The following is a 19,985-nucleotide window of genomic DNA, read 5'->3' as shown; positions in this document are numbered from 1 at the left end:
AACGTGGGCGTGCGGCGGTCAGGGTGGCGGCACGCAGAGCCGCAGGTCAAGAGGGAACCGGCGGGACGGAACGAGCAGGTGACGCTGCGGATCTCCGCTTGTGGGCGCATCGCGCCGCCCCTAAGGTCCGCCCGTGCCCCAGTCCGATCGCCCGGCCCTCACCGTCGACGATCTGCGCCGTCAGGTCGAGGACGGACTCGTCGACACCGTCCTGGTCGCGTTCACCGACATGCAGGGCCGCTTGCAGGGCAAGCGCCTGCACGCCCGCTACTTCCTCGACGTCGTCCTGGAGCACGCCACCGAGGGCTGCAACTACCTGCTCGCCGTCGACGTCGAGATGACCACCGTCGAGGGCTACGCGATGTCGTCGTGGTCGACCGGCTACGGCGACTTCGTGATGCAGCCGGACCTCTCGACGCTGCGGCCGGTGCCGTGGAACCCCGGCACGGTGATGGCGCTGGCCGACCTGCGGTGGGAGGACGGCAGCCCGGTCGTCGCGTCGCCGCGGCAGATCCTGGTCCGGCAGACCGAACGGCTGGCCGAGGCCGGCATGGCCGCCTACGTCGGCACGGAGCTGGAGTTCCTCGTCTTCCGCGACACCTACGAGCAGGCCTGGGACGCCGGCTACCGCGGCCTCACCCCGGCCAACCAGTACAACGTCGACTACTCGGTGCTGGGCACCGCGCGGATCGAGCCGCTGCTGCGCCGCATCCGCAACGACATGACCGGCGCGGGTCTGACCGTGGAGTCGGCCAAGGGCGAGTGCAACCTCGGCCAGCACGAGATCGCGTTCCTCTACGACGAGGCCGTCCGTACCTGCGACGGGCACGCCGTCTACAAGAACGGCGCCAAGGAGATCGCCGCCCAGGAGGGCATGGCGCTGACCTTCATGGCCAAGTTCGACGCCCGCGAGGGCAATTCGTGCCACATCCACTGCAGCTTCCGGGGCACCGACGGCGCCCTGGTGCTGGCCGACGGCCCCGGCCTCTCCGACGTCGGCCGGTCGTTCGTCGCCGGACAGCTGAGGTACATGCGCGAGCTCACCCTGCTGCTGGCGCCCAACATCAACTCCTACAAGCGCTTCGTCGAGGGCTCCTTCGCCCCGACGGCGCTGCGCTGGGGCCGGGACAACCGCACCTGCGCCTTCCGGCTGGTCGGGCACGGCGCCTCGCTGCGGCTGGAGAACCGCATCCCCGGCGGCGACGTGAACCCCTACCTGGCCACCGCCGCCGTCGTGGCCGCCGGGCTGGCCGGCATCGAGCAGCGGCTCGAGCTGGAGCCGGCCTTCGAGGGCAACGCCTACGAGGACCCGTCCGCCGAGCACGTGCCGACCAGCCTGGCCGAGGCCCTGGACCTGTGGCGGGGCAGCCAGTTCGCCCGAACTACATTCGGCGACGACGTGGTCGACCACTACGCCAACATGGCCGCCGTCGAGCTGGCCGCCTTCGGCCGGGCGGTCACCGACTGGGAGAGGTTCCGGGGGTTCGAACGGCTGTGAGCAGCACCTTCGACGTCGTCGATCCGGCCACCGAGGAGGTCCTCACCACCGTTCCGCTCGCGGACGCCGACGAGACCGACGCCGCCGTCGCCCGCGCCCGCCGCGCCTTCGCGGACTGGCGGCAGGTGGCGCCGGCCGACCGCGGGCGACTGCTGCGCCGGTTCGCCGAGCAGGTCGACGCGCACGTCGAGGAGCTGGCCCGGCTCGAGGTCCGCAACGCCGGCCACACGATCGGCAACGCGCGCTGGGAGGCGGGCAACGTCCGCGACGTCCTGACCTACTACAGCGCGGCGCCCGAGCGGCTGTTCGGCCGGCAGATCCCGGTCGCCGGCGGGGTCGACTTCACCTTCCGCGAGCCGCTGGGCGTCGTGGGCGCGATCGTGCCGTGGAACTTCCCGATGCCCATCGCGGGCTGGGCGTTCGCCCCGGCACTGGCGGCCGGCAACACCGTCGTCCTCAAGCCGGCCGAACTGACCCCGCTGACCGCGATGCGGCTGGGCGAGCTGGCGCTGGAGGCCGGCCTCCCCGAGGACGTGTTCACCGTGCTGCCGGGCAAGGGGGCGGTGGTCGGCCAGCGGCTGGTCGACCACCCCGACGTGCGCAAGATCGTGTTCACCGGCTCCACGGAGGTCGGCAAGGGGGTCATGCGCGGCTGCGCGGACCGGATCAAGCGGGTCACCCTGGAGCTCGGCGGCAAGAGCGCCAACGTCGTCTTCGCGGACGCCGACCTGGCGAAGGCCGCGGCCGGGGCCCCGTCGGCGGTGTTCGACAACGCCGGCCAGGACTGCTGCGCGCGGTCGCGGATCCTCGTCCAGCGTTCGGCGTACGACCGGTTCCTCGAGCTGCTGGAGCCGGCGGTGACCGGCTTCCGGGTCGAGGACCCGTCGTCCGAGACGGCCGAGATGGGGCCGCTGATCAGCCGCGGCCAGTGGGAGCGGGTTGCCTCGTACGTGCCCGACGACGCCCCGGTGGCCTTCCGCGGCAGCGCGCCCGACGGCCCCGGCTTCTGGTTCCCTCCGACGGTCCTGGCGCCGGTCGATCCGCGGGACCGGGCGGTGACCGAGGAGATCTTCGGGCCCGTCGTCGCGGTCGTCCCGTTCGAGGACGAGGACGACGCCGTGCGGATGGCCAACGAGGGCGAGTACGGGCTGTCCGGCTCGGTCTGGACCCGCGACCTCGGCCGCGCGCTGCGGGTCTCCCGCGGCATCGAGGCCGGCAACCTGTCGGTCAACAGCAACTCGTCGGTGCGCTACTCGACGCCGTTCGGCGGCTTCAAGCAGTCCGGCCTGGGCCGCGAGCTCGGGCCCGACGCCCTGCACGCGTTCACCGACGAGAAGAACGTGTTCCTGTCGACGGAGGTCTGAACGTGAGCAGCGTCAACGAGCCAGCCGTGGTGGTCCGGCGGCTGGTCGACCGGGTGGCCGTGGTGACCGGTGGCGGCAGCGGCATCGGGCTGGCCACCGTGCGCCGGTTCGCCGCCGAGGGCGCGAAGGTCGTCGTCGGCGACGTCGACGCCGCGGCCGGCAAGGCCGCGGCGGACGAGGCCGGCGGGACGTTCGTCCAGGTCGACGTCACCTCCCCCGAGCAGGTGGACGCCCTGTTCCAGTCCGCCGTCGACGCCTACGGCGGGCTGGACATCGCCTTCAACAACGCCGGCATCTCGCCCCCCGACGACGACTCGATCCTCGTCACCGGGCTCGAGGCGTGGCGCCGGGTGCAGGAGGTCAACCTGACCTCGGTGTACCTGTGCTGCAAGGCGGCGATCCCCCACATGCAGGCCCGCGGCCGCGGCTCGATCATCAACACCGCGTCGTTCGTGGCCCGCATGGGTGCGGCGACCTCGCAGATCAGCTACACGGCGTCCAAGGGCGGGGTGCTCGCGATGTCCCGCGAGCTCGGCGTGCAGTTCGCCCGCGAGGGCATCCGGGTCAACGCGCTCTCCCCGGGGCCGGTGGACACGCCGCTGCTGCGCGAGCTGTTCGCCAAGGACCCGGAGCGCGCCGCCCGCCGGCTGGTGCACATCCCGATGGGCCGGTTCGCGCAGGCCGAGGAGATCGCCGCCGCGGTGGCCTTCCTGGCCAGCGACGACTCCTCGTTCATGACCGCGTCGGAGTTCCTCGTCGACGGCGGCATCAGCGGCGCCTACGTCACCCCGCTGTGAGCGGCCGTCAGGAGCGCCGCTGCTCCGGGATGAGCACCTGCAGGTCGCGCACGTAGACGCCGGTGCCGTGCCCGAAGCCGGACACCACCGGCTGCAGCCGGCCGCCGGCGGCGACGGCGCGGTCGAGCAGCGTGCGCGGCCGGGGCAGCCGGACGCGCTCGCCGGAGATGGTCAGCACGAGCAGGGCCGCCACCACCGCGAGCAGCGCCACCGAGCCGACCGCGACCGGCAGGCCGGCGGACTCGGCGAGCAGGCCGATCGCCGGCGGGCCGCCGAGCAGCCCGGTGTAGCCGACGGTCGTCGCGAGCGCGATGCCCCGCGCGCCGCCGAGCAGGCCGGCGCGGCCGATCGCCAGCGGGAAGACGTTGGCCAGCCCGAGGCCGACGAGCACGAACCCGGCCAGCGCCACCTCGAGGGACGACGTCGTGACGGCAGCGGTCGCGCCGACCGCGGCCAGCAGCGCGCCCCCGACCAGCAGCCGCCGCTCCCCCGTCGCCTGCAGCAGCCGCCCGCCGGCGAGCCGCCCGCGGCCATCGCCAGCGAGAAGCCGGCGTAGCCGGCGGCGGCCACGGTGGCCGGCGCGGCCAGCTGCTCGCGCAGCAGCAGCGCCCCCCAGTCGGTCAGGGCGCCCTCGCCGAACGCGGTGCACCCGGCGATCGCGCCGAGGACCACGAGCACCGCCGTCGGACGGCGGACCGGTTCACCGGCGGCCCGGGAGGTGTCGGAGCAGGCTTCTCGACCCGCGCCCAGCAGTGACGGCAGCGCCCAGGCGCTGACGAAGAGCCCCGCGGCGGCGACCAGGGCCAGGTGACCGGCGACACCGAGCACGGGCGACAGCGCGCCGCCGACCAGAGCGCCGGCGAGGCCGCCGATGCTGAAGCCGGCGTGCAGGCCGGACAGGATCGGGCGTCCGACGCTCGCCTCGACCTGCACGCCGACGGCGTTGGCCGCGACGTTCACCAGACCGGTGGCGGCGCCGAACACGAACAGGGCGACGCAGAGCGCCGGGACCGAGCCGACCAGGCCGGGCAGCAGCGCGGCGGCCGACACCGCGACGGCACCGGCCGCGCTCACCGGGCCCGCGCCGAAGCGGGCGCACCAGCCGCCGGTGAAGCGCATGCAGACCAGCGCGCCGAGGGACAGGCAGAGGAGTGCGATGCCGAGGGTGCTGTGACCGGCGCCGACGGCGGCCGCGACGTCGGGGACGCGGGCGGCCCAGCTGCCGAAGACGGCGCCGTCCAGGACGAACAGCGCGGTGACGGCCGCCCGGAGGCGGGCGACGGACGGCGGGGGGACGCGGATGCCGGGCACGCGGGCGCGCGGCAGGCAGGACAGGGCGGGCACGGGGACCTCTCGGACGAAGACGCCGGCCACTCGCGTCTTCGAGAGGTGGCCTCAGGGGCGGGGGAAGAGCACACGACCTCGGGCACCCGCACTCCACGGTTGCAGGGTGAGGGCTGCCCCGCACGCTCCACCGCCCACGGAAGTCGTGAGTCCGCCCACGCTCCCTGTCAGGTGTCGACGAGCGGGCGATCCCGGGTCGTCAGATGCTGCGCCAGCGGCCCTCGGTCGCATTGCCCGCGGGCTTGGACTCGAACACGTTGCCCTCGGTGGGCGGCACGTCGTCGTCCGCGATGGCCAGCCGCTGCAGCAGCGGACCTACCAGCACGTCGAACACCCCGGGCACCAGCCGGAAGCCGGCCGTGATGACCGGGTTCAGCAGCCCGGCCTGCACCACCCGCCGCGGCCGGTCGAGGGTCGAGAGGATCACCCGGGCCACCCGGTAGGGCGAGTAGACCGGCGGCGGCGGCCGGCCGGTGCTGCCGGTCCAGGAGGCGGCCTGCGCGTAGATCGGGGTGTCGACGCCGCCGGGCTGCACCGCCGAGATCGAGATGCCCGGCTCGTCCCGCGTCTCCTGCTGCAGCACCCGGATCAGCCCGAGCTGCCCCCACTTCGCGGTCACGTAGCTGCCGAGCAACGGGGTCGCGATGTTGCCCAGCAGCGAGTTCACGACCACGAGATGACCGGCGTGCTGGCTGCGGAAGACCGGCAGCACGACCCGGGCGACGGTGGCGGTGCCGTGCACCGCGGTGTCGACCACCCGCTCGTAGACCTCCTTCGGCACGTCCTCGATCCGGCCGTAGGCCATCACCTGCGCGGCGTGCACCACGACGTCGAGCCGGCCGAACCGCTCCACCGTGGCGTCCACCGCGGCCCGGAACGCCTCCTCGTCGAGGACGTCGGCGGTCTGGACGACGACCTCGGCGGCACCCGCGGCGCGGGCCTCGGCGGCGGCCTCCTCCAGCGACTCCTCGCCGCGCGAGACGAGGACCAGCGTGGCGCCGCGGCCGGCCAGCTCCTTCGCCGTGGCGCGGCCGATGCCGCTGGAGGCGCCGGTGATCAGGACCGTCGGCGGGTCGGTGGATGTGGGCACGGATCGCCCGCTACCCGGCGGGGCGCGACCTCATGCGGACGGTTCGTCGAGCAGGTCCCGCAGCCAGCCCGGGCCGGCCACCGCCGTGCCGGCCGGCAGGCGCCCGCGCAGTGCGCGATCGGCGGTGACCACGAGCAGTTCGCGGCCGAGGCCGGTGAGGCGAAGCGCCTCCGCGGCGAGCGCGTCGTCGCCGCTGCCCTCGGCGCGCAGGACTCGCACCCCCGCCGGACCGGTGGCCCCGCGCGCCCGGCCCTCGAGGACCGCCACCACCTCGCTGCACACGAACTCGGTGCGGTCCGCCGCCACGAGACGTCGCCCGCGGAGCGCAGCGAGCCCGGCCAGCAGCCGGCCGGCCGCTCCGGCGCGGTCCCGCCACCAGCCGTCGGGGCGGGTGCCGACGACGTTCGCGGCGTCCACGAGCAGCACCGTCACCGCGTTCCCCCGTCCGGGCGACGTGCCGCACCGGTCGTTTGCCCTGACAGCGGTCGGGAATCCACTCCCCAGCCAGCCAGGGGGATCACCGCGCTCCGCCGCAGAAGGAGGCCCACATGGCCCACCACGACCACACCCCGGACGACTCCACCCGCCGCGACCCGACGGTCCGGATGGACACCCCTCGCACCGACGGCGCGACGGTCACCCGTGGCGCCGGGCGCGACGCGGTCGCGGCCCAGCGCGCCCGCTTCGGCGGCATCAAGTGGGGCGCGGCGTTCTTCGGCTGGCTGTCGGCCAACGGCCTGGCGGTCCTGCTGATCGCGCTGGCCTCGGCGGCCGGCGTCGCGCTCGGCCTCGCGCAGAACGTCGACACCGCCGACGAGGCCGCCGAGCAGGCCGAGACCCTCGGCATCGGGGGCGGCATCGCCGTCCTCGTGATCCTGTTCCTCGCCTACCTGGCCGGCGGGTACGTCGCCGGCCGCATGGCCCGGTTCGACGGGGCCCGGCAGGGCGTCGCGACCTGGCTGATCGGCCTGGTCGTCGTACTCGTGCTGGCCGCGGCCGGGGTCATCCTCGGCGCGCAGTACAACGTGCTCTCGCAGCTGAACCTCCCGCGCATCCCGGTCGACGAGGGCACCGCGACCACCGCCGGCATCATCACGCTGGTGGCGATCCTGGTGGTCACGTTGCTCGGTGCCGTGCTCGGCGGCAAGCTCGGCGACCGCTACCACCGGAAGGTGGACCGCGCCGGCTTCGAGGTCTGAGCCGTGCCGGCGGGCATACGCTCGCCGGCATGTGCCGCAACATCCGACCGCTGGCCAACTTCGAGCCGCCGACGACGGACGACGAGATCCAGGCCGCGGCCCTGCAGTACGTGCGCAAGATCAGCGGGACCACCAAGCCGTCGCGGGCCAACGCCGAGGCCTTCGACCGCGCGGTGGCGGAGGTGGCCGCCGCGTCGGCCCGGCTACTGGAGGCGCTGGTCACCACCGCTCCGCCCAAGGACCGGGAGGTCGAGGCCGCCAAGGCTCGGGAACGGGCGGCGCTGCGCTACGGCACCTGATCCCGTTGCGCACAACTGGTATGCCGACGGGTGGCGGCGGGTAGGGGCGGGGCCGATCCCCCACCCCGATCCCCGACCCGACCAGGAGTACGCCATGGCCCGCGCCACCCTCTCCCGCACGCTCCACGACCTGGGCCTCTCGGCATGGTTCGGTGGCACGCTCGCCAACGCCGTCGCCCTCAACGCCGCCGCCGGCGAGGCCAGCAGCGACTCGGCCACCGGCCGCGTCGCCAACGCGGGCTGGGACCGCTGGACGCCGGTCAACGCCGCGGCCATCGGCGCGCACCTGGTCGGCAGCATCGGCCAGCTCCGCGCCAACAAGGCGCGCGTCGCCCAGCAGCAGGGCGTGGCGGCGATGTCGACCCTCAAGACGCTGCTGACCGCGGCCGCCCTCGGCGCCACCGCCTACAGCCGGGTCCTCGGCCAGCGGGTCTCCGCCGCCGAGAACCCGCCCTCGAAGCGTGGCACCAAGCCGAGCAAGCGGGCCCGGGTGACCGCTCCCGACGTCGCCGCCGCACAGCAGCAGCTCGACACGCTGCAGTGGGTCATCCCCGCCCTGACCGGCGCACTGGTCGCCGTCAGCTCCTACGCCGGCGAGCAGCAGCGCGCCTCCGAGGTCCTCGAGGGCGTGTCCGCGTGACCTCGGTCGACCCCGGCACCCGGTCCGACCGCCACTCCCGGGGGCCACCCGCTGCCCCGACTGCAGCGACGGCCTCGGCCAGCCGCGGCCGGTGAAGCCGGGGTCGTTCCGCGAACGCGTGCACGCCAACGCCAGCCTGCTCCTGCCCTGGCGGATCGCGGTCTTCGTCGCCGGCCTCCTGTTCGTGATGCTGGGGCTCGCGCTGACCGCCCTGCCCGGCCCGCTGACCATCCCACCCGTGCTGATCGGCCTGTGGATCTGGTCCAGCGAGTTCCAGTGGGCCGCCCGCTTCTTCGCGACGTTCAAGCGGAAGGCGCAGGACGCCTGGCGGCACGCCAAGCAGCACCCGGTGAGCTCGGCCGCGGTCACCGTCGGCGGGCTCGCGGCCGCCGGAGTGGCCTTCTGGGCCGTGGGCCACTACCAGCTGGTCGACCAGGCCGAGGTGGCGCTCGGACTGTGACGCACGGCCGACATGTCGACGTGTCGACATGTCGGGGTCACCGGATCGCGTCGCCGGGGGTCACGGACGGGGCCGGACGGGCACCATTCGGACATGAGCCAGAGCGCCGCGAGGGGCCACCGGGACGGTGAGACCCGCAAGGAACGGGTCGACCGCGAGCTCATCGAGCTGCTCAACGAGCTGCGCGTCGCCCTGCCCGGCGTGCAGTTCCTGTTCGCCTTCCTGCTGATCGTCCCGTTCCAGGAGACGGTCGACCGGACCACCGCCTTCCAGCGGAACGTCTACTTCGTCGCCCTCGTCGCGGCCGCGGTCACCACCGCGCTGCTCATCGCGCCCGCGGCCCAGCACCGCGTGCTGTTCCGGCAGGCCGACAAGGAGGGGCTGCTGCACCGGGCCAACCGGTCGGCGTTCCTCGGCCTGTGCACGCTGGCCGTCGCGGTCACCGCCGCGGTGCTGCTCGTCGTCGACGTCCTGTTCACGCGGACCATGGCCTGGACGACGGCGGGCGTCATCGGGGCCCTGCTCGCCTACTGGTGGATCGCCGTGCCGTTCTGGCAGCGGGCGCACAAGAAGCAGGTCCTCCCCGACGACTGACCAAGGCTCGCCTAACCTTCGAGCGTGACCGCGACCGCCCTCCGGGAGGAGGCACCCCCCGCCCGGCCGGAGCCGGTGCTCCGCTGGTCACCGCTGGAACTGCTGCCGGTCGCGCTGATCCTGTTCCTCGGTCACCTGCTGCTGCGGCCCGGGCACGGCCTCTGGTTCGACGAGCTGTTCACCGCGGAGGTGGCCCGGCTCCCCCTCGCCGAGATCGTGTCGGCGGTGGCCTCCGGGCGCGGGACCACCGAGTACCTCGCCACCGTTCCTCCGTCGTACAACGCGCCCTACTACGTCGTGGTGCACGGCTGGATGTCGCTGCCGGGCGTCGGCAGCGACACGTCCCTGCGGGTGCTCTCGCTGCTGGCCACCGCCGGTGGGCTGGCGCTGATCACCCGCGCGACGGCGCGACTGGCCGGACGCGCGACCGGCGTCCTGGCGGGTCTGGTGCTGGCGGCGAGCCCGCTGGTGCTCGAGCAGTCGGTCGAGGCGCGCAGCTACGGGCTCGCCGTGCTGGCCACCGGCGGCGCGCTCCTCGGCCTGGCCCGCTGGCTGCAGGAGGCCCCGCGGGGCCTGTGGCTCTTCGGGCTCGCCGGCGCCGGCATGGGGCTGATGCACTGGTACGCCGCGACGGTGCTGGCCGCCTTCGTGGTGGCGGCGGTGGCGCTGCGCGGCCGCCGGGCGCTGCCCGTCGTGCTCACCGGTGCCCTCGCCGCCCTGCCCACCGCCGGCATGGTGCTGGTCAACCTGCTCAACGGCACGGGCGGGCGCAACGCCGAGCACCTGGTCGGCACCGGCGGCGCCCTGCCGTTCCGGGCCGTGGACGCCTGGGCGGGCAGGTGGACACCGCTGCTGGTCCTCACCGTGGTCCTGGCCGTGGTCGGCGCCGTGCGCGCACGCGGGGTGCGGGCCGTCGCCGCGGCGTGGGCGCTGGTCCCGCTGCTGCTGCTGGTGCTGGTCGAGCTCGTCCGCCCCGTGTACCTGCCGCGGTACCTGCTCGTCGGGTTGCTGGGCGTGGGCCTGCTCGCCGCGGCGGGAGCGATGGCGCTGCCCCGGCTCGCGCGGTGGCCGGCGGGGGCGCTGCTGCTCGTCCTCGCGCTCGTCGCCAGCATGCCGATGACCGAGCGGGGCCCGCGCGAGCGCTCCGACGAGCTGGTCGCGAAGCTGGCCGGACTGCACCGCTCCGGCGAGCCGATCGTCGCCGCCGACCAGCGGTCGGCGCTGGGGCTGGACCACTTCGTGCGGGAGCTGGCGCCGCAGCTGCGCCCCGACGTGGTGCTGCCCCCGGACGACGCGCCCTCCGACGCCGACCGGGTCTGGCTCGTCCGCAGGCTGATCGATCACGTGCCCGAGCCCACGGACGACGACGAGATCATGCGCGCGGCCGGACTCGAGATGGTCCGGGCGTACAACTTCTCGGCCAGCAAGACCCACCTGGTCCTCCAGCTCTGGGAGCGGTGACCGGGCGTCCGTCCGGTCAGCGGCGGGACCGCACCGCCCAGACCAGCGAGCGCACGGACTGCCGCAGCCGCGCGCGTCCGCTCCACGCCGACCGGCCCTCCGCCCGGACGTCGCGCTCGACGGGCAGGCTGGTCACCGGACGACCCGACCGGCCGACGGCGAGGACGACGCTGGGCGCGTCCCGGTCACGCACCGCGGACACGACGGCGTCGCGGACGGCGGCGTCCATGGCCAGGAACGCGCCCGCATCGGGGGGCAGCCCCGTGAGCCGCGCGACGACCCGCCGGTGCACGGTGCCGGTGAGCCGCCGCATCCGTGACTCGTAGCGGCCACGGCGCCCGGCGAACACGGCGGAGACGTCACCGGCGGCGAGGCGGTCGAGCAGCGCCGGCACGGCCTCGGGCGGGTCCTGCAGGTCGGCGTCCAGGCACACCCAGGCATCGGCCTCGGGCTCGGCGGCCAGGCCGTGCGCGAGCGCGGCGTGCTGGCCCACGTTCACCGTCAGCCAGGTGACGCCGATGCGGTGGTCGTCACCGGCCAGCGCGCCGGCAACGGCACCGCTGTCGTCCGGGGAGGCGTCGATGACCAGCCGCAGTCGCCAGTCCCGGCCGGCCAGCGCGGTGCCCAGCCGCTGGGCCAGCGGCCGCAGCGTCGTCTCGTTGCCGTGGACGGGGACGACGACGGCGACCCTCACGCGGCCATCCCCTCCGCGGCCCAGGTCCGCGCCAGCCCCTCGGCGAGGTCGACGGTCGGCGCCCAGCCCAGCAGGCGGCGGGCCGCCGTCGGGTCGCAGACCCAGTCGGCGGTGTCCCAGTCGCGGCCCGGGTGCGCGCCCGCCAGGGTGGCGATCGGCCGGCCGGTCACCCGTGCGGCGGTGTCGACCAGCTCCTCGGTGCTGGTCTGGACGCCGGTGCCGATGTTGAGGACCACCGAGGGCGGGAGCGCGTCGTCGGTGGCCGCCCGCACGCAGGCGTCGACGACGTCGCCCACCCAGACCCAGTCCCGGCGGCTGATGCGGGCGGGCAGCGGCACGGTGCCGCCGGCGCGGCCCGCGGACAGCACCACCGGGACCAGCCGGGTCGGGTGGTCTCCGGGGCCGTAGACCTGGAAGGCGCGCAGGACGGCAGCCCGCACGCCCCGCTCGGCGGCAGCGGCCCGCAGCAGCACCGAGCCGGCCGCCTTGGTCGCGCCGAAGAAGCCGCGCGGCTCGAGGGCGGCGTCCTCGGTCAGGGGGCGCGCCGAGGCGGCGTACTCGGTGGACGAGCCGAGGCGGACCACCGCGCGGCACCGGTCGGGCAGCGCGTCGACCAGCCAGGGGCTGGTGTTGACCGCCGTGGTCGCCGCCCGCTCGGCCGCCGTCGCCTTGGCGCGGCCGGCGGCCAGGGAGAAGACCACGTCGGGGTCGGCGGCGCGCACCGCGGCCGCGCCGGCCACCGGGTCGGCGAGGTCCACCGAGGCGCGGGTGAGGCCGACGACGTCCCATCCGTCGGCGGTCAGCCGGTCCACGAGGTGCCGGCCCACGAAGCCACCGGCACCGGTGACCAGGGCCCTCACGCCGACGCCGCCGCGACCGGCTCCCCGGTCGCGGCGGTCACGAACCGCGACCGGAGCGCGGCCGCGTCGGCGGGCCCGGTGCGTCGCAGCGCGGCGATGGACTCCAGCAGCCGCGGCACCTCGGTGAACGGGTCGCGACCGGCCATGTCGGCGGTGAACGAGCGCCGCAGGAAGGTGAAGTCGGCGCGCAGGCGGACCAGCTCCGCGGCGAGCAGACCGGCCGAGACGGGGAAGCCCCGCCCGGGGAGGGTCAGCCCACCCACGCCGAAGGGCATCGTCACCTCGGCGCGGACGGCGTCGACGGTGCCGTCGACCAGCGGCCGGAACAGCTGATCGGAGCGGCGGTCGATGCGCAGGTCGTTGAGCCCCACGTAGAGGCGCGACAGCGGCCGGCGCGCGAACGCGGCCGCCCGGTCGACGGCGTCCTGCGTCTCCACGAGGATGCCGACGCCGCACCGGCCGGCGGCGAGGTCGAGGGTGCGGTCCACCTCGTCGGGCGTGCGGACCATCGGCAGCAGGATCTCGTCGGCGCCGAGGGCGGTGGCGGCGTCGACCTCGGCGGCGGTCCACGGGCCGAATCCGTTGATGCGGCAGATCAGCCGCCCGTCGGTGGCCGCGCGCATTCGGGCGAGGTCCTCGGGGGTGTCCTCGTTGATCTGGGTGTTCTCCCCCAGCTGCCGGCGGGCCTTGCCCCGGCGTTCCCAGTCGACGACGATCCCGGCCGCTCCGGCGGCGACGACGTCACGCCCCCACCCGGGGTCCACCGTGAAGAGGAAGAGGTCCACGCGAGGAAGCTTAGGCTTCCCTAACGAGGCGGGCGGGCATCGGCCCCGACGCGGTGCGTCGGCGCGGTCAGGCCGACGTCGGGAGCGGCGCCGCGCTGGCCTTCCCGGCCTCGCCCACGCCGGCCGGGAAGGCCAGCGCCGTGCCGCGCACCGTCACGGCGACGTCGTCGCCGACCGAGGGAAGGTCGGAACCGTCGAGCCGGGCGCTCACGCTGCGTCCGTCCGGGAGCACGAGCCAGATCCGGGAGTCGTGACCGTAGAAGTCGACGCCGCGCACCCGCGCGACCACGCCGGCACCGGGTCCGGCGCCCGAGAGCCGCAGCTGCTCGGGACGCAGCAGCACCCGGGCCGGTCCGTCGGCGACCGTTCCCTCGCACGGGACGGCGCCCAGCACGCAGTGCGCCGTCCCCTCGCGCACCTCGGCGTCGAGCACGACCGCCTCGCCGACGAAGGTCGCCACGTCGAGGTCGCGCGGGGCGCGGTAGAGGGTGCGCGGGTCGGTGAGCTGCACGAGCCGGCCGCCGCGGAGCACCGCGACCTGGTCGGCCATCGACAGCGCCTCGGCCTGGTCGTGGGTGACCAGCACGGCGGTCGCGCCCGACGCGGAGAACGCGGCGGAGACGGCCATCCGGGTCTCCTCGCGCAGCCCGGCGTCGAGGGAGGAGAACGGCTCGTCCAGCAGCACCAGCGACGGCTCGGGCGCCAGGGCCCGGGCCAACGCCACCCGCTGCTGCTGGCCGCCGGACAGCTGGTGCGGCGAACGGTCGGCGAGCACCGCGTCCAGGCCGACCAGCTGCAGCAGCTCGCGCACCCGCCCGCCGTCGCGGCGCTGACGGCGGGGCAGCCCGAAGCTGATGTTGTCCGCGACCGTGAGGTGCGGGAACAGGCCGCCCTCCTGCGGGACGAAACCCACGCCGCGGCGCCGCGCGGCGACGCTGCGGCCCTCGCCCGCCACCACGCGGTCGCCCAGCGCCACGGTGCCGGAGTCGGGGTCGTCGAACCCGGCGATCAGGCGCAGCAGCGTCGTCTTGCCGCAGCCCGACGGGCCGAGGAGTGCGGTGAAGCTGCCCTCGGGCACGTGCAGGTCCACCCCGGTGAGGACCGGGGTGGTGCCGAAGGCCTTGGTCAGCGCCTTCACCGTCAGGGCACTCATCTCGGGGTCCCCGCGGAAACGTGTAGCGGAGCGGAGCGTTTTCGTGGGGTGAACCTCATGTCGTCAGACCTCGTCGGGCGTCTCGGGACAGCAGCACGGTAGCTGGCGCCGACAGCAGCACCATGATCACGGCGTACGGGGCGGCGGCGCCGTACTCGAGGGCACTGCTCGCCGACCAGAACGCCGTCGCCAGCGTGGTCGTTCCCGTCGGGGCCAGCAGCAGTGTCGCGGTCAGCTCGGTGACCACGGCCAGGAACACCAGCGCGGCGCCTGCCCCGATGCCCGGCGCCAGCAGCGGCAGGGTCACCCGCCGCAGCCGGTCGGGCGCCGAGGAGCCGAGGGACGCCGCCACGTCGTCGTACAGCGGCGGCGACTGCTCGACCGCCGAGCGCACGGTCACGATCGCGCGGGGCAGGAAGAGGATTGCGTAGGCGGCCAGCAGGACCGGGACGGTCTGGTACAGCCACGGCGTGGCCCGGATGCTCAGCGTCACCAGCGCCAGGGCGACGACGATGCCGGGCACCGAGCTGCCGAGGTACGTGCTGCGCTCGAGCAGGGTGGAGATCCGGCCGCGGGCGCGGACGGCGAGCCACCCGGTGGGCAGGGCCATGGCGGTGGTCAGGGCGGCGGCCGCGGCGGCCAGCGCCACCGTCGTCCCGGTGGTGGCGGTCAGGCCCGCCCAGTCGACCGCCGCCGGCCGGCCGGCGGTCAGCCAGTAGCCGAGGCTGGCCAGGGGCACGAGCAGCGCGAGCCCGACGAGCGCGGCCAGTGCCGCCAGCGCCGGCGCGGTGAGCCGCCGCAGGGCGACCGGGACGACGGGGCGGGCGGCGCCGCGCGCCGTGCGGGCGTACCCCCGTCGGCCGCGTAGTCGCAGCTCGGCCAGCAGCAGGGCCAGGCACAGCAGCACGAGGACGCCGGCCAGCATCGTGGCGCCCGGGCCGTTGAAGGTGGCGCGGTACTGGTCGTAGATCGCGGTCGTGAAGGTCGGGTAGCGCAGCATCTGCAGCGCGCCGAACTCGGCGAGCAGGTGCAGGGCGACCAGCAGGCTGCCCCCGAGCAGCGCCACGCGCAGCTGGGGCAGCTGCACGCGCAGGAACACCGCCCAGGTGGACAGGCCCAGGCCGCGTGCGGTCTCCTCCAGCGCCGGGTCCAGGCCGCGGAAGGCCGCCGCCACCGGCAGGTACACGAACGGGAAGTACGACAGCGAGACCACCAGCAGCGCGCCGCCGTAGGTGTCCAGGCCGGGCAGCAGCGAGATCCACGCGTAGCTGTTCACGAACGCCGGCACCGCCAGCGGCGCCACGAGCAGCACGTGCCACACCCGGCGGGCCGGGACCGAGGACCGCTCCACCAGCCAGGCAGCTCCCACCCCGAGGACGGCGCAGCAGACCACCGTGCCGACCACGAGCCGGGCGGTGTTCCAGAGCAGCTCCCCCACCCGGGGCCGGAACACCAGCTCCCGGACACCGGCCCAGCCGAGGTCGACGGTGTACCAGGCGATGTAGCCCAGGGGCAGCAGCGCCAGTGCGGCCACGGCCACCGCGAGCGCCAGCGTCACCGGCGACCGGCGCAGGCGGCGCGCCGGTGACGCGGACGGCCGCGAGCCCCGGGGCGCCGCGGGGATCGGCGCCCCGGGGCCCGGGACCGGCAGCGTGGGTGTGGTCAGAGCAGACCGACTTCCTGCATCAGCTCGGTGACCCGCTCGGAGTCGAGCGAGCCGGGGTCGACGTCCGGCGCCTGGAGCTCGGCCAGGGGCGGCAGCGCCTCGGCGGAGTCGACGCCCACGCCCACGGCGTACTCGAGCGCGCGGCTGTCGGCGAGCCGCTCCTGCGCCGCGGGGCTGGTCAGCCACTCGACCAGCCGCTGGGCGTCGTCCGGCTGGTCGGAGGAGGCGAGCACACCGGCACCGGAGACCGAGACGAACGCGCCCGGGTCCTGGTTGCCGAAGTAGTGCAGCTTCGCGTCGTCGCCGATCAGCCCGTCCTGCGCCTGGTCGCGGAACCAGTAGTAGTGGTAGGTGATGCCGACGGGCACCTCGCCCTCGTCGACGGCCTTCATGATGGCGGTGTTGCTCGCGTAGACCTCGGCGTTGCGCTCCAGGCCGGTGAGCCACTCGCGGGTGGCGTCCTCGCCCTCGAGCGCCAGGACGGCGCTGACGATGGCCTGGAAGTCCGCACCACCGGCGGCGACGGCGACCCGACCCTCCCACGCGGGGTCGGCGAGCTCGAGCATCGAGGCGGGGAGCTCGTCCTCGCCGATCTCCGCCGGGTTGTAGATCAGGACGGTGGAGCGAGCGGCGAACCCGACCCAGTTGCCGGACTCCGGCCGGTAGGGCGCCTCGACCTGCTCCAGCGTCGCCGGGTCGATCGGGGCGAGCAGCCCGGCGCGGTCGACGACGTCGATCGACGGGCTGTTCTCGGTGAGGAAGACGTCGGCCGGCGACGCCTCCCCCTCCTGCACGATCTGGTTGGCCAGCTCGGAGTCGTTGGCGTCGCGGAACTCCAGCTCGATGCCGGTCTCCTCGGTGAAGCCCTCGACCATCGTGCGGACCAGGCTCTCGTGCTGAGCGCTGTACACGGTCAGCGTCTCGGCCTCCGACGCTGCGGAGTCGCCGCAGGCGGTCAGCGCACCGGCGAGGGTCAAGGCGGGAACGAGGCTGGCGATCGCCCGCCGGGCGCTGGTCACGTGCTGACTCCTCCATGTAGGCCCTGCGATGTAGGCCCTGCGGATAGGCCCCGCAGATAGGCAAGGCACACCTAACCATGATGCTCCTCCGTCATGGCAGCCACCTAGCCCCGGGGGCCGTCGGCTACAACTGGTCCGTGACCGCCCCCTCCCCGCGCCGCGCACCGTTCGCCGAGCTGACGCCGTTCGAGGTCTACGGGCTCTGCCGGCTGCGCGTGGACGTGTTCGTCGTCGAGCAGGAGTGCCCCTATCCGGAACTGGACGGCCGGGACCTCGAGCCGGGGACCGTGCACCTCTGGTTCGAGGAGGACGGCGAGGTGCTGGCCACGATCCGCGTGCTGGACGACGGCGACACCCGCGTGATCGGCCGCGTCGCCACCGCCGCGGCCGCCCGCGGCCGCGGGCTGGCCGCGCGGCTGATGGAGGAGGGCATCGCCCTGTGCACCGGATATCCGATCACCCTCGGCGCCCAGGCCCACCTCGAGGGCTGGTACGAGCGCTTCGGGTTCCGGAGGAGCGGCCCGGGCTACGTCGAGGACGGCATCCCGCACGTCCCGATGCGCCGGGAAGCGGCATGAGCGAGCTCCGGGCGGCCGCGGACCGGCTCGAGCGGCTGGCCGCCCGCACGACCGACGGCGACTGGCGACCCGGTGGCCTGCTGGCCAGCCGTCCCGAGGTGATCGCCCACCGGCCGGACGGCAGCACCGAGCACGTGGCCGAAGCCAGGGTGAACACCGCGGACTGGATCGTCGCCCTCTCCCCGGCCATCGCCCCGCCCCTGGTGGCGTGGTTGCGCAGCGCCGCCGGCGAGGACGACCCGGCCGCCGCCGCGCTGGCGGCGGCGCTGCTGGACCGCCTGCCGTGAACGAGGCCGAGCCGGCGATCTGCTCGTCGAGGGGCTGCCGGCGGCGGCCCGCTGGCGGCTGGTCTGGAACAACCCGAAGGTGCACACGCCCGACCGGGAGAAGGTCTGGACGGCGTGCGACGAGCACCGCGAGCCGCTCTCGCACCACCTGGCGATCCGCTCGTTCCTCCGGCGTGTCGACCCGTTCGACAAGGATTAGATGCCTAACCGTTCGACGGCTAAGTTGAGGGCGTGGGCGCGTCGGAGGAGTCGCTGAGCCTGCTGATCGGCCGCTCGGCCAAGGAGCTGAACAGGGCGTTCGACGACGTCCTCGTCGCGGCGGGCGGCTCGACACCGGTCTGGCAGGTCCTGCTCGCCCTCGCCGGCGGCGACCACCGGAGCCAGGCGGAGCTCGCGGAGGCGATCGGCGTGCGGCAGCCGACGCTGGTCCACCACCTCGACGCCATGGAGCGGGCCGGCCTCGTGAGCCGCCGCCGCGGGGAGGGGAACAGGCGCGTCCAGCTCGTCACCGTGACGGAATCGGGTCGGGCACTCTTCCTGCGCCTGCGCCGGGTCGCGGCATCCTTCGACGGCCGCCTCCGAGCCGGCCTGGAGGACGGCGACGTGGCCGAGCTCCGTCGACTGCTCGAGCTGCTCAGGGAGAACGCGCGACCCGACTGATCCCCCTTGACAGCCGAGCGCGTTGGCTAGACCCTCTAGCCGTGGCTATCCCTTCAAGCCCCGAAGCGTCGAGAATCGAGCGCCGCCGGGCCGGGGTCATGGAGGAGGCGCTCGACCACGCGGTGGCCCTGATGGCCGCCGAGGGGGTCGGCGCGCTGAGCGTCAACGAGGTCGCCCGGCGCATGGGCATCCGGGGGCCCTCGCTGTACAAGTACTTCCCCTCCCGGCACGCGATCTACGACGCGCTGTTCCTCCGCGGGCTGCGGGCGCAGCAGGCCGCCGTGGCAGCGGCGGTCGAGGGGCTGCCGCCGGGCGTGGCCCAGCTCCGCGCGGGCGGCGCGGCCGTCGTCCGGTGGGCCGTGGCCAACCCCGCACTGGCCCAGCTGCTGCACTGGCGCCCGGTCCCCGGGTTCGAGCCGTCGCCCGAGGCGTTCGCGCCCAGCCGGGACGACATGGTGCTGGTGCGGAGCGCCTTCGCCGCGGCGGTGCGGGCGGGCCACCTCTCCCCCGCCGCGAGCACCGACGACGCCGTCCGGCTCTGGACCGTCCTGCTCAGCGGGCTGATCTCCCAGCAGCTGGCCAACCAGCCCGGTGTGCCCTTCGAGGAGGGCGCCTTCAGCCGGCTCACCGGAACCGCGATCGACCAGTTCCTCTCCGCCTACACCCCCTGAGGAGTCACCGTGCAGACGCTGGACCACGACGAGGTCAGCACCGTCGTCGCCGCCCGCCCGCAGGACGTCTACGCACTCGTCGCCGACGTGACCCGGACGCCCGAGTTCAGTCCGGAGGTCACCAGCGTCCGGTGGCTGGACGGTGCCACCGGACCGGCCGTCGGAGCGCGGTTCGAGTCGGTGAACACCGCGGCGAACGGACGGCGGTGGAGGAACCGGCCCGTGGTCACCGTCGCCGAGCCGGGCCGGGAGTTCGCGTTCACGCGCACGGAGCCCTTCTCCGGCACCATCGCCTGGCGCTACCTTCTCGAACCCGTCGACGGAGGCACCCGGGTGACCGAGAGCTACACGGTGCAGCGGCCGGTGAGCCGGTTCGGCTGGCTGGTCATCGAGAAGGTCTTCGGCGGCTCCGACCGGCGGGCCGCGCTGCGCGAGGGCATGCGCACCACCCTCGAGCGGCTGCGCGCGACACTCGAGCGGGAGGGAGCGACCGAGCAGCGATGACCCGGCAGCCGTTCGCGCACGACGCCGTCCTCGTGCTCGACGACGACGGCGACGAGCACGCGCCCGGGGGCGCGATCACGACGGCGCTGTGCGGCAGCTGGACCCACGAGCCGCCCTGCCCGCTGGCACCGCACCACACCCGGGTGCACCGCTCCGGCAGCGAGCTCACCCTGCGACTGCTCTTCGCCGCCGAGCCGGCCGACGAGCCGCGGGTGCGCCGCATGGTCGACGAGGTGCTCGCCCGCGGCTGGGGCGACACCCCTGACGGCACCCGGACCACCTGGCAGCTGGTCGAGTCCGGCCCCTCCCCCGTCGACTTCGCCGAGGCCGACCACGCCCGGCGGCTCGTCCGCGGCTGACCG

At 74.8% G+C, this 19,985-nt stretch carries 25 protein-coding genes; 15 read left to right on the top strand and 10 right to left on the bottom strand.

Annotation, left to right across the window (positions count from 1 at the left end):
- The first annotated feature begins 133 nt into the window (after positions 1-133).
- Genes MVA48_RS00850 through MVA48_RS00840 form a run of 3 tightly spaced genes read left to right on the top strand, consistent with a single transcriptional unit; the run spans position 134 to position 3,659 of the window.
- On the top strand, positions 134-1,498 hold the full coding sequence (locus tag MVA48_RS00850) for a glutamine synthetase family protein (protein ID WP_246984670.1): 1,365 nt from the start codon (positions 134-136) through the stop codon (positions 1,496-1,498).
- Positions 1,495-2,862, top strand: coding sequence for an aldehyde dehydrogenase family protein (locus MVA48_RS00845; RefSeq protein WP_246984662.1), 1,368 nt, complete (start codon positions 1,495-1,497; stop codon positions 2,860-2,862). The genes MVA48_RS00850 and MVA48_RS00845 overlap by 4 nt, the downstream gene beginning before the upstream one ends.
- 2 nt (positions 2,863-2,864) lie before the next feature.
- Positions 2,865-3,659: a 3-oxoacyl-ACP reductase gene (locus MVA48_RS00840; protein ID WP_246984660.1), complete on the top strand. Its 795-nt coding sequence runs from the start codon at positions 2,865-2,867 to the stop codon at positions 3,657-3,659.
- Between the two features lie 7 nt (positions 3,660-3,666).
- On the opposite strand, the gene MVA48_RS00835 is transcribed toward MVA48_RS00840, so the two are convergent.
- From MVA48_RS00835 to MVA48_RS00820, 4 genes are all read right to left on the bottom strand, one after another.
- Positions 3,667-3,870, bottom strand: a complete 204-nt coding sequence (locus MVA48_RS00835; protein WP_246984658.1) for a hypothetical protein — start codon at positions 3,868-3,870, stop codon at positions 3,667-3,669.
- Positions 3,831-5,003, bottom strand: coding sequence for an MFS transporter (locus MVA48_RS00830; protein ID WP_246984656.1), 1,173 nt, complete (start codon positions 5,001-5,003; stop codon positions 3,831-3,833). The genes MVA48_RS00835 and MVA48_RS00830 overlap by 40 nt, the downstream gene beginning before the upstream one ends.
- A 199-nt stretch (positions 5,004-5,202) precedes the next feature.
- On the bottom strand, positions 5,203-6,093 hold the full coding sequence (locus MVA48_RS00825; RefSeq protein WP_246984653.1) for an SDR family NAD(P)-dependent oxidoreductase: 891 nt from the start codon (positions 6,091-6,093) through the stop codon (positions 5,203-5,205).
- A 30-nt stretch (positions 6,094-6,123) separates the two neighbouring features.
- A complete protein-coding gene (locus tag MVA48_RS00820) occupies positions 6,124-6,525 on the bottom strand; it encodes a hypothetical protein (RefSeq protein WP_246984650.1) in 402 nt (133 codons plus the stop codon).
- Positions 6,526-6,641: 116 nt separating this feature from the next.
- Here MVA48_RS00820 and MVA48_RS00815 point away from each other — a divergent pair, with 116 nt between their 5' ends.
- From MVA48_RS00815 to MVA48_RS00790, 6 genes are all read left to right on the top strand, one after another.
- Complete coding sequence (locus MVA48_RS00815) at positions 6,642-7,292, top strand: hypothetical protein (RefSeq protein ID WP_246984649.1); 651 nt, start codon at positions 6,642-6,644, stop codon at positions 7,290-7,292.
- Between the two features lie 29 nt (positions 7,293-7,321).
- Positions 7,322-7,591: a DUF2277 domain-containing protein gene (locus MVA48_RS00810; protein WP_246984647.1), complete on the top strand. Its 270-nt coding sequence runs from the start codon at positions 7,322-7,324 to the stop codon at positions 7,589-7,591.
- A 94-nt stretch (positions 7,592-7,685) separates the two neighbouring features.
- Positions 7,686-8,231 (top strand): hypothetical protein, encoded by a 546-nt coding sequence (locus tag MVA48_RS00805; protein ID WP_246984645.1) that lies wholly within the window; start codon positions 7,686-7,688, stop codon positions 8,229-8,231.
- Between the two features lie 91 nt (positions 8,232-8,322).
- Positions 8,323-8,691: a PGPGW domain-containing protein gene (locus MVA48_RS00800; RefSeq protein WP_246984643.1), complete on the top strand. Its 369-nt coding sequence runs from the start codon at positions 8,323-8,325 to the stop codon at positions 8,689-8,691.
- A gap of 93 nt (positions 8,692-8,784) precedes the next feature.
- Positions 8,785-9,285 carry a DUF6328 family protein gene (locus tag MVA48_RS00795; protein WP_246984641.1) on the top strand — a complete coding sequence of 167 codons (501 nt, stop codon included), beginning with the start codon at positions 8,785-8,787 and terminating at the stop codon, positions 9,283-9,285.
- 24 nt (positions 9,286-9,309) lie between these two features.
- Positions 9,310-10,746, top strand: coding sequence for a glycosyltransferase family 39 protein (locus tag MVA48_RS00790; protein ID WP_246984639.1), 1,437 nt, complete (start codon positions 9,310-9,312; stop codon positions 10,744-10,746).
- Between the two features lie 16 nt (positions 10,747-10,762).
- Here the strand turns inward: MVA48_RS00790 and MVA48_RS00785 are convergent, their stop codons facing one another.
- From MVA48_RS00785 to MVA48_RS00760, 6 genes are all read right to left on the bottom strand, one after another.
- The gene (locus tag MVA48_RS00785) at positions 10,763-11,440 is read right to left on the bottom strand and encodes a glycosyltransferase (protein ID WP_246984631.1); all 678 of its coding nucleotides are present in this window, start codon (positions 11,438-11,440) and stop codon (positions 10,763-10,765) included.
- Positions 11,437-12,300 (bottom strand): NAD-dependent epimerase/dehydratase family protein, encoded by an 864-nt coding sequence (locus tag MVA48_RS00780; protein WP_246984629.1) that lies wholly within the window; start codon positions 12,298-12,300, stop codon positions 11,437-11,439. The genes MVA48_RS00785 and MVA48_RS00780 overlap by 4 nt, the downstream gene beginning before the upstream one ends.
- Positions 12,297-13,085: an aldolase gene (locus MVA48_RS00775; protein ID WP_246984627.1), complete on the bottom strand. Its 789-nt coding sequence runs from the start codon at positions 13,083-13,085 to the stop codon at positions 12,297-12,299. The genes MVA48_RS00780 and MVA48_RS00775 overlap by 4 nt, the downstream gene beginning before the upstream one ends.
- Positions 13,086-13,152: 67 nt before the next feature.
- Positions 13,153-14,238 (bottom strand): ABC transporter ATP-binding protein, encoded by a 1,086-nt coding sequence (locus MVA48_RS00770; protein WP_246984625.1) that lies wholly within the window; start codon positions 14,236-14,238, stop codon positions 13,153-13,155.
- A 55-nt stretch (positions 14,239-14,293) separates the two neighbouring features.
- Entirely contained in the window at positions 14,294-15,796 is a 1,503-nt protein-coding gene (locus tag MVA48_RS00765; RefSeq protein WP_246984623.1) for an ABC transporter permease, read from the bottom strand.
- Between the two features lie 104 nt (positions 15,797-15,900).
- The gene (locus MVA48_RS00760; RefSeq protein WP_246984621.1) at positions 15,901-16,923 is read right to left on the bottom strand and encodes an iron ABC transporter substrate-binding protein; all 1,023 of its coding nucleotides are present in this window, start codon (positions 16,921-16,923) and stop codon (positions 15,901-15,903) included.
- Positions 16,924-17,060: 137 nt separating this feature from the next.
- On the opposite strand from MVA48_RS00760, the gene MVA48_RS00755 reads away from it, so the two are divergent.
- The 6 genes from MVA48_RS00755 (at position 17,061) to MVA48_RS00730 (ending at position 19,982) form a co-directional block, all read left to right on the top strand.
- On the top strand, positions 17,061-17,501 hold the full coding sequence (locus MVA48_RS00755) for a GNAT family N-acetyltransferase (RefSeq protein ID WP_246984619.1): 441 nt from the start codon (positions 17,061-17,063) through the stop codon (positions 17,499-17,501).
- Positions 17,498-17,788 carry a hypothetical protein gene (locus tag MVA48_RS00750; protein ID WP_246984616.1) on the top strand — a complete coding sequence of 97 codons (291 nt, stop codon included), beginning with the start codon at positions 17,498-17,500 and terminating at the stop codon, positions 17,786-17,788. The genes MVA48_RS00755 and MVA48_RS00750 overlap by 4 nt, the downstream gene beginning before the upstream one ends.
- 231 nt (positions 17,789-18,019) lie before the next feature.
- Complete coding sequence (locus MVA48_RS00745; protein ID WP_246984615.1) at positions 18,020-18,448, top strand: MarR family winged helix-turn-helix transcriptional regulator; 429 nt, start codon at positions 18,020-18,022, stop codon at positions 18,446-18,448.
- 41 nt (positions 18,449-18,489) lie between these two features.
- The gene (locus tag MVA48_RS00740) at positions 18,490-19,119 is read left to right on the top strand and encodes a TetR/AcrR family transcriptional regulator (RefSeq protein ID WP_246984613.1); all 630 of its coding nucleotides are present in this window, start codon (positions 18,490-18,492) and stop codon (positions 19,117-19,119) included.
- Positions 19,120-19,128: 9 nt separating this feature from the next.
- Complete coding sequence (locus MVA48_RS00735) at positions 19,129-19,623, top strand: SRPBCC family protein (protein ID WP_246984611.1); 495 nt, start codon at positions 19,129-19,131, stop codon at positions 19,621-19,623.
- The gene (locus MVA48_RS00730; RefSeq protein ID WP_246984609.1) at positions 19,620-19,982 is read left to right on the top strand and encodes a hypothetical protein; all 363 of its coding nucleotides are present in this window, start codon (positions 19,620-19,622) and stop codon (positions 19,980-19,982) included. The genes MVA48_RS00735 and MVA48_RS00730 overlap by 4 nt, the downstream gene beginning before the upstream one ends.
- Positions 19,983-19,985: the final 3 nt, after the last annotated feature.

Origin of the sequence: Blastococcus sp. PRF04-17 (assembly GCF_023016265.1) — a bacterium.
Classification (GTDB): Bacteria; Actinomycetota; Actinomycetes; order Mycobacteriales; family Geodermatophilaceae; genus Blastococcus_B.
The sequence above is the reverse complement of the archived record's forward strand: the minus strand, read 5'-3'. Positions and strand labels throughout refer to the sequence as shown.

Coding starts and splice junctions, on each gene's coding strand:
- MVA48_RS00815 (WP_246984649.1), top strand. CDS start 6,642: ATGGCCCACCACGACCACACCCCGGACGACTCCACCCGCCGCGACCCG.
- MVA48_RS00810 (WP_246984647.1), top strand. CDS start 7,322: ATGTGCCGCAACATCCGACCGCTGGCCAACTTCGAGCCGCCGACGACG.
- MVA48_RS00805 (WP_246984645.1), top strand. CDS start 7,686: ATGGCCCGCGCCACCCTCTCCCGCACGCTCCACGACCTGGGCCTCTCG.
- MVA48_RS00795 (WP_246984641.1), top strand. CDS start 8,785: ATGAGCCAGAGCGCCGCGAGGGGCCACCGGGACGGTGAGACCCGCAAG.
- MVA48_RS00770 (WP_246984625.1), bottom strand. CDS start 14,238: ATGAGTGCCCTGACGGTGAAGGCGCTGACCAAGGCCTTCGGCACCACC.
- MVA48_RS00750 (WP_246984616.1), top strand. CDS start 17,498: ATGAGCGAGCTCCGGGCGGCCGCGGACCGGCTCGAGCGGCTGGCCGCC.
- MVA48_RS00730 (WP_246984609.1), top strand. CDS start 19,620: ATGACCCGGCAGCCGTTCGCGCACGACGCCGTCCTCGTGCTCGACGAC.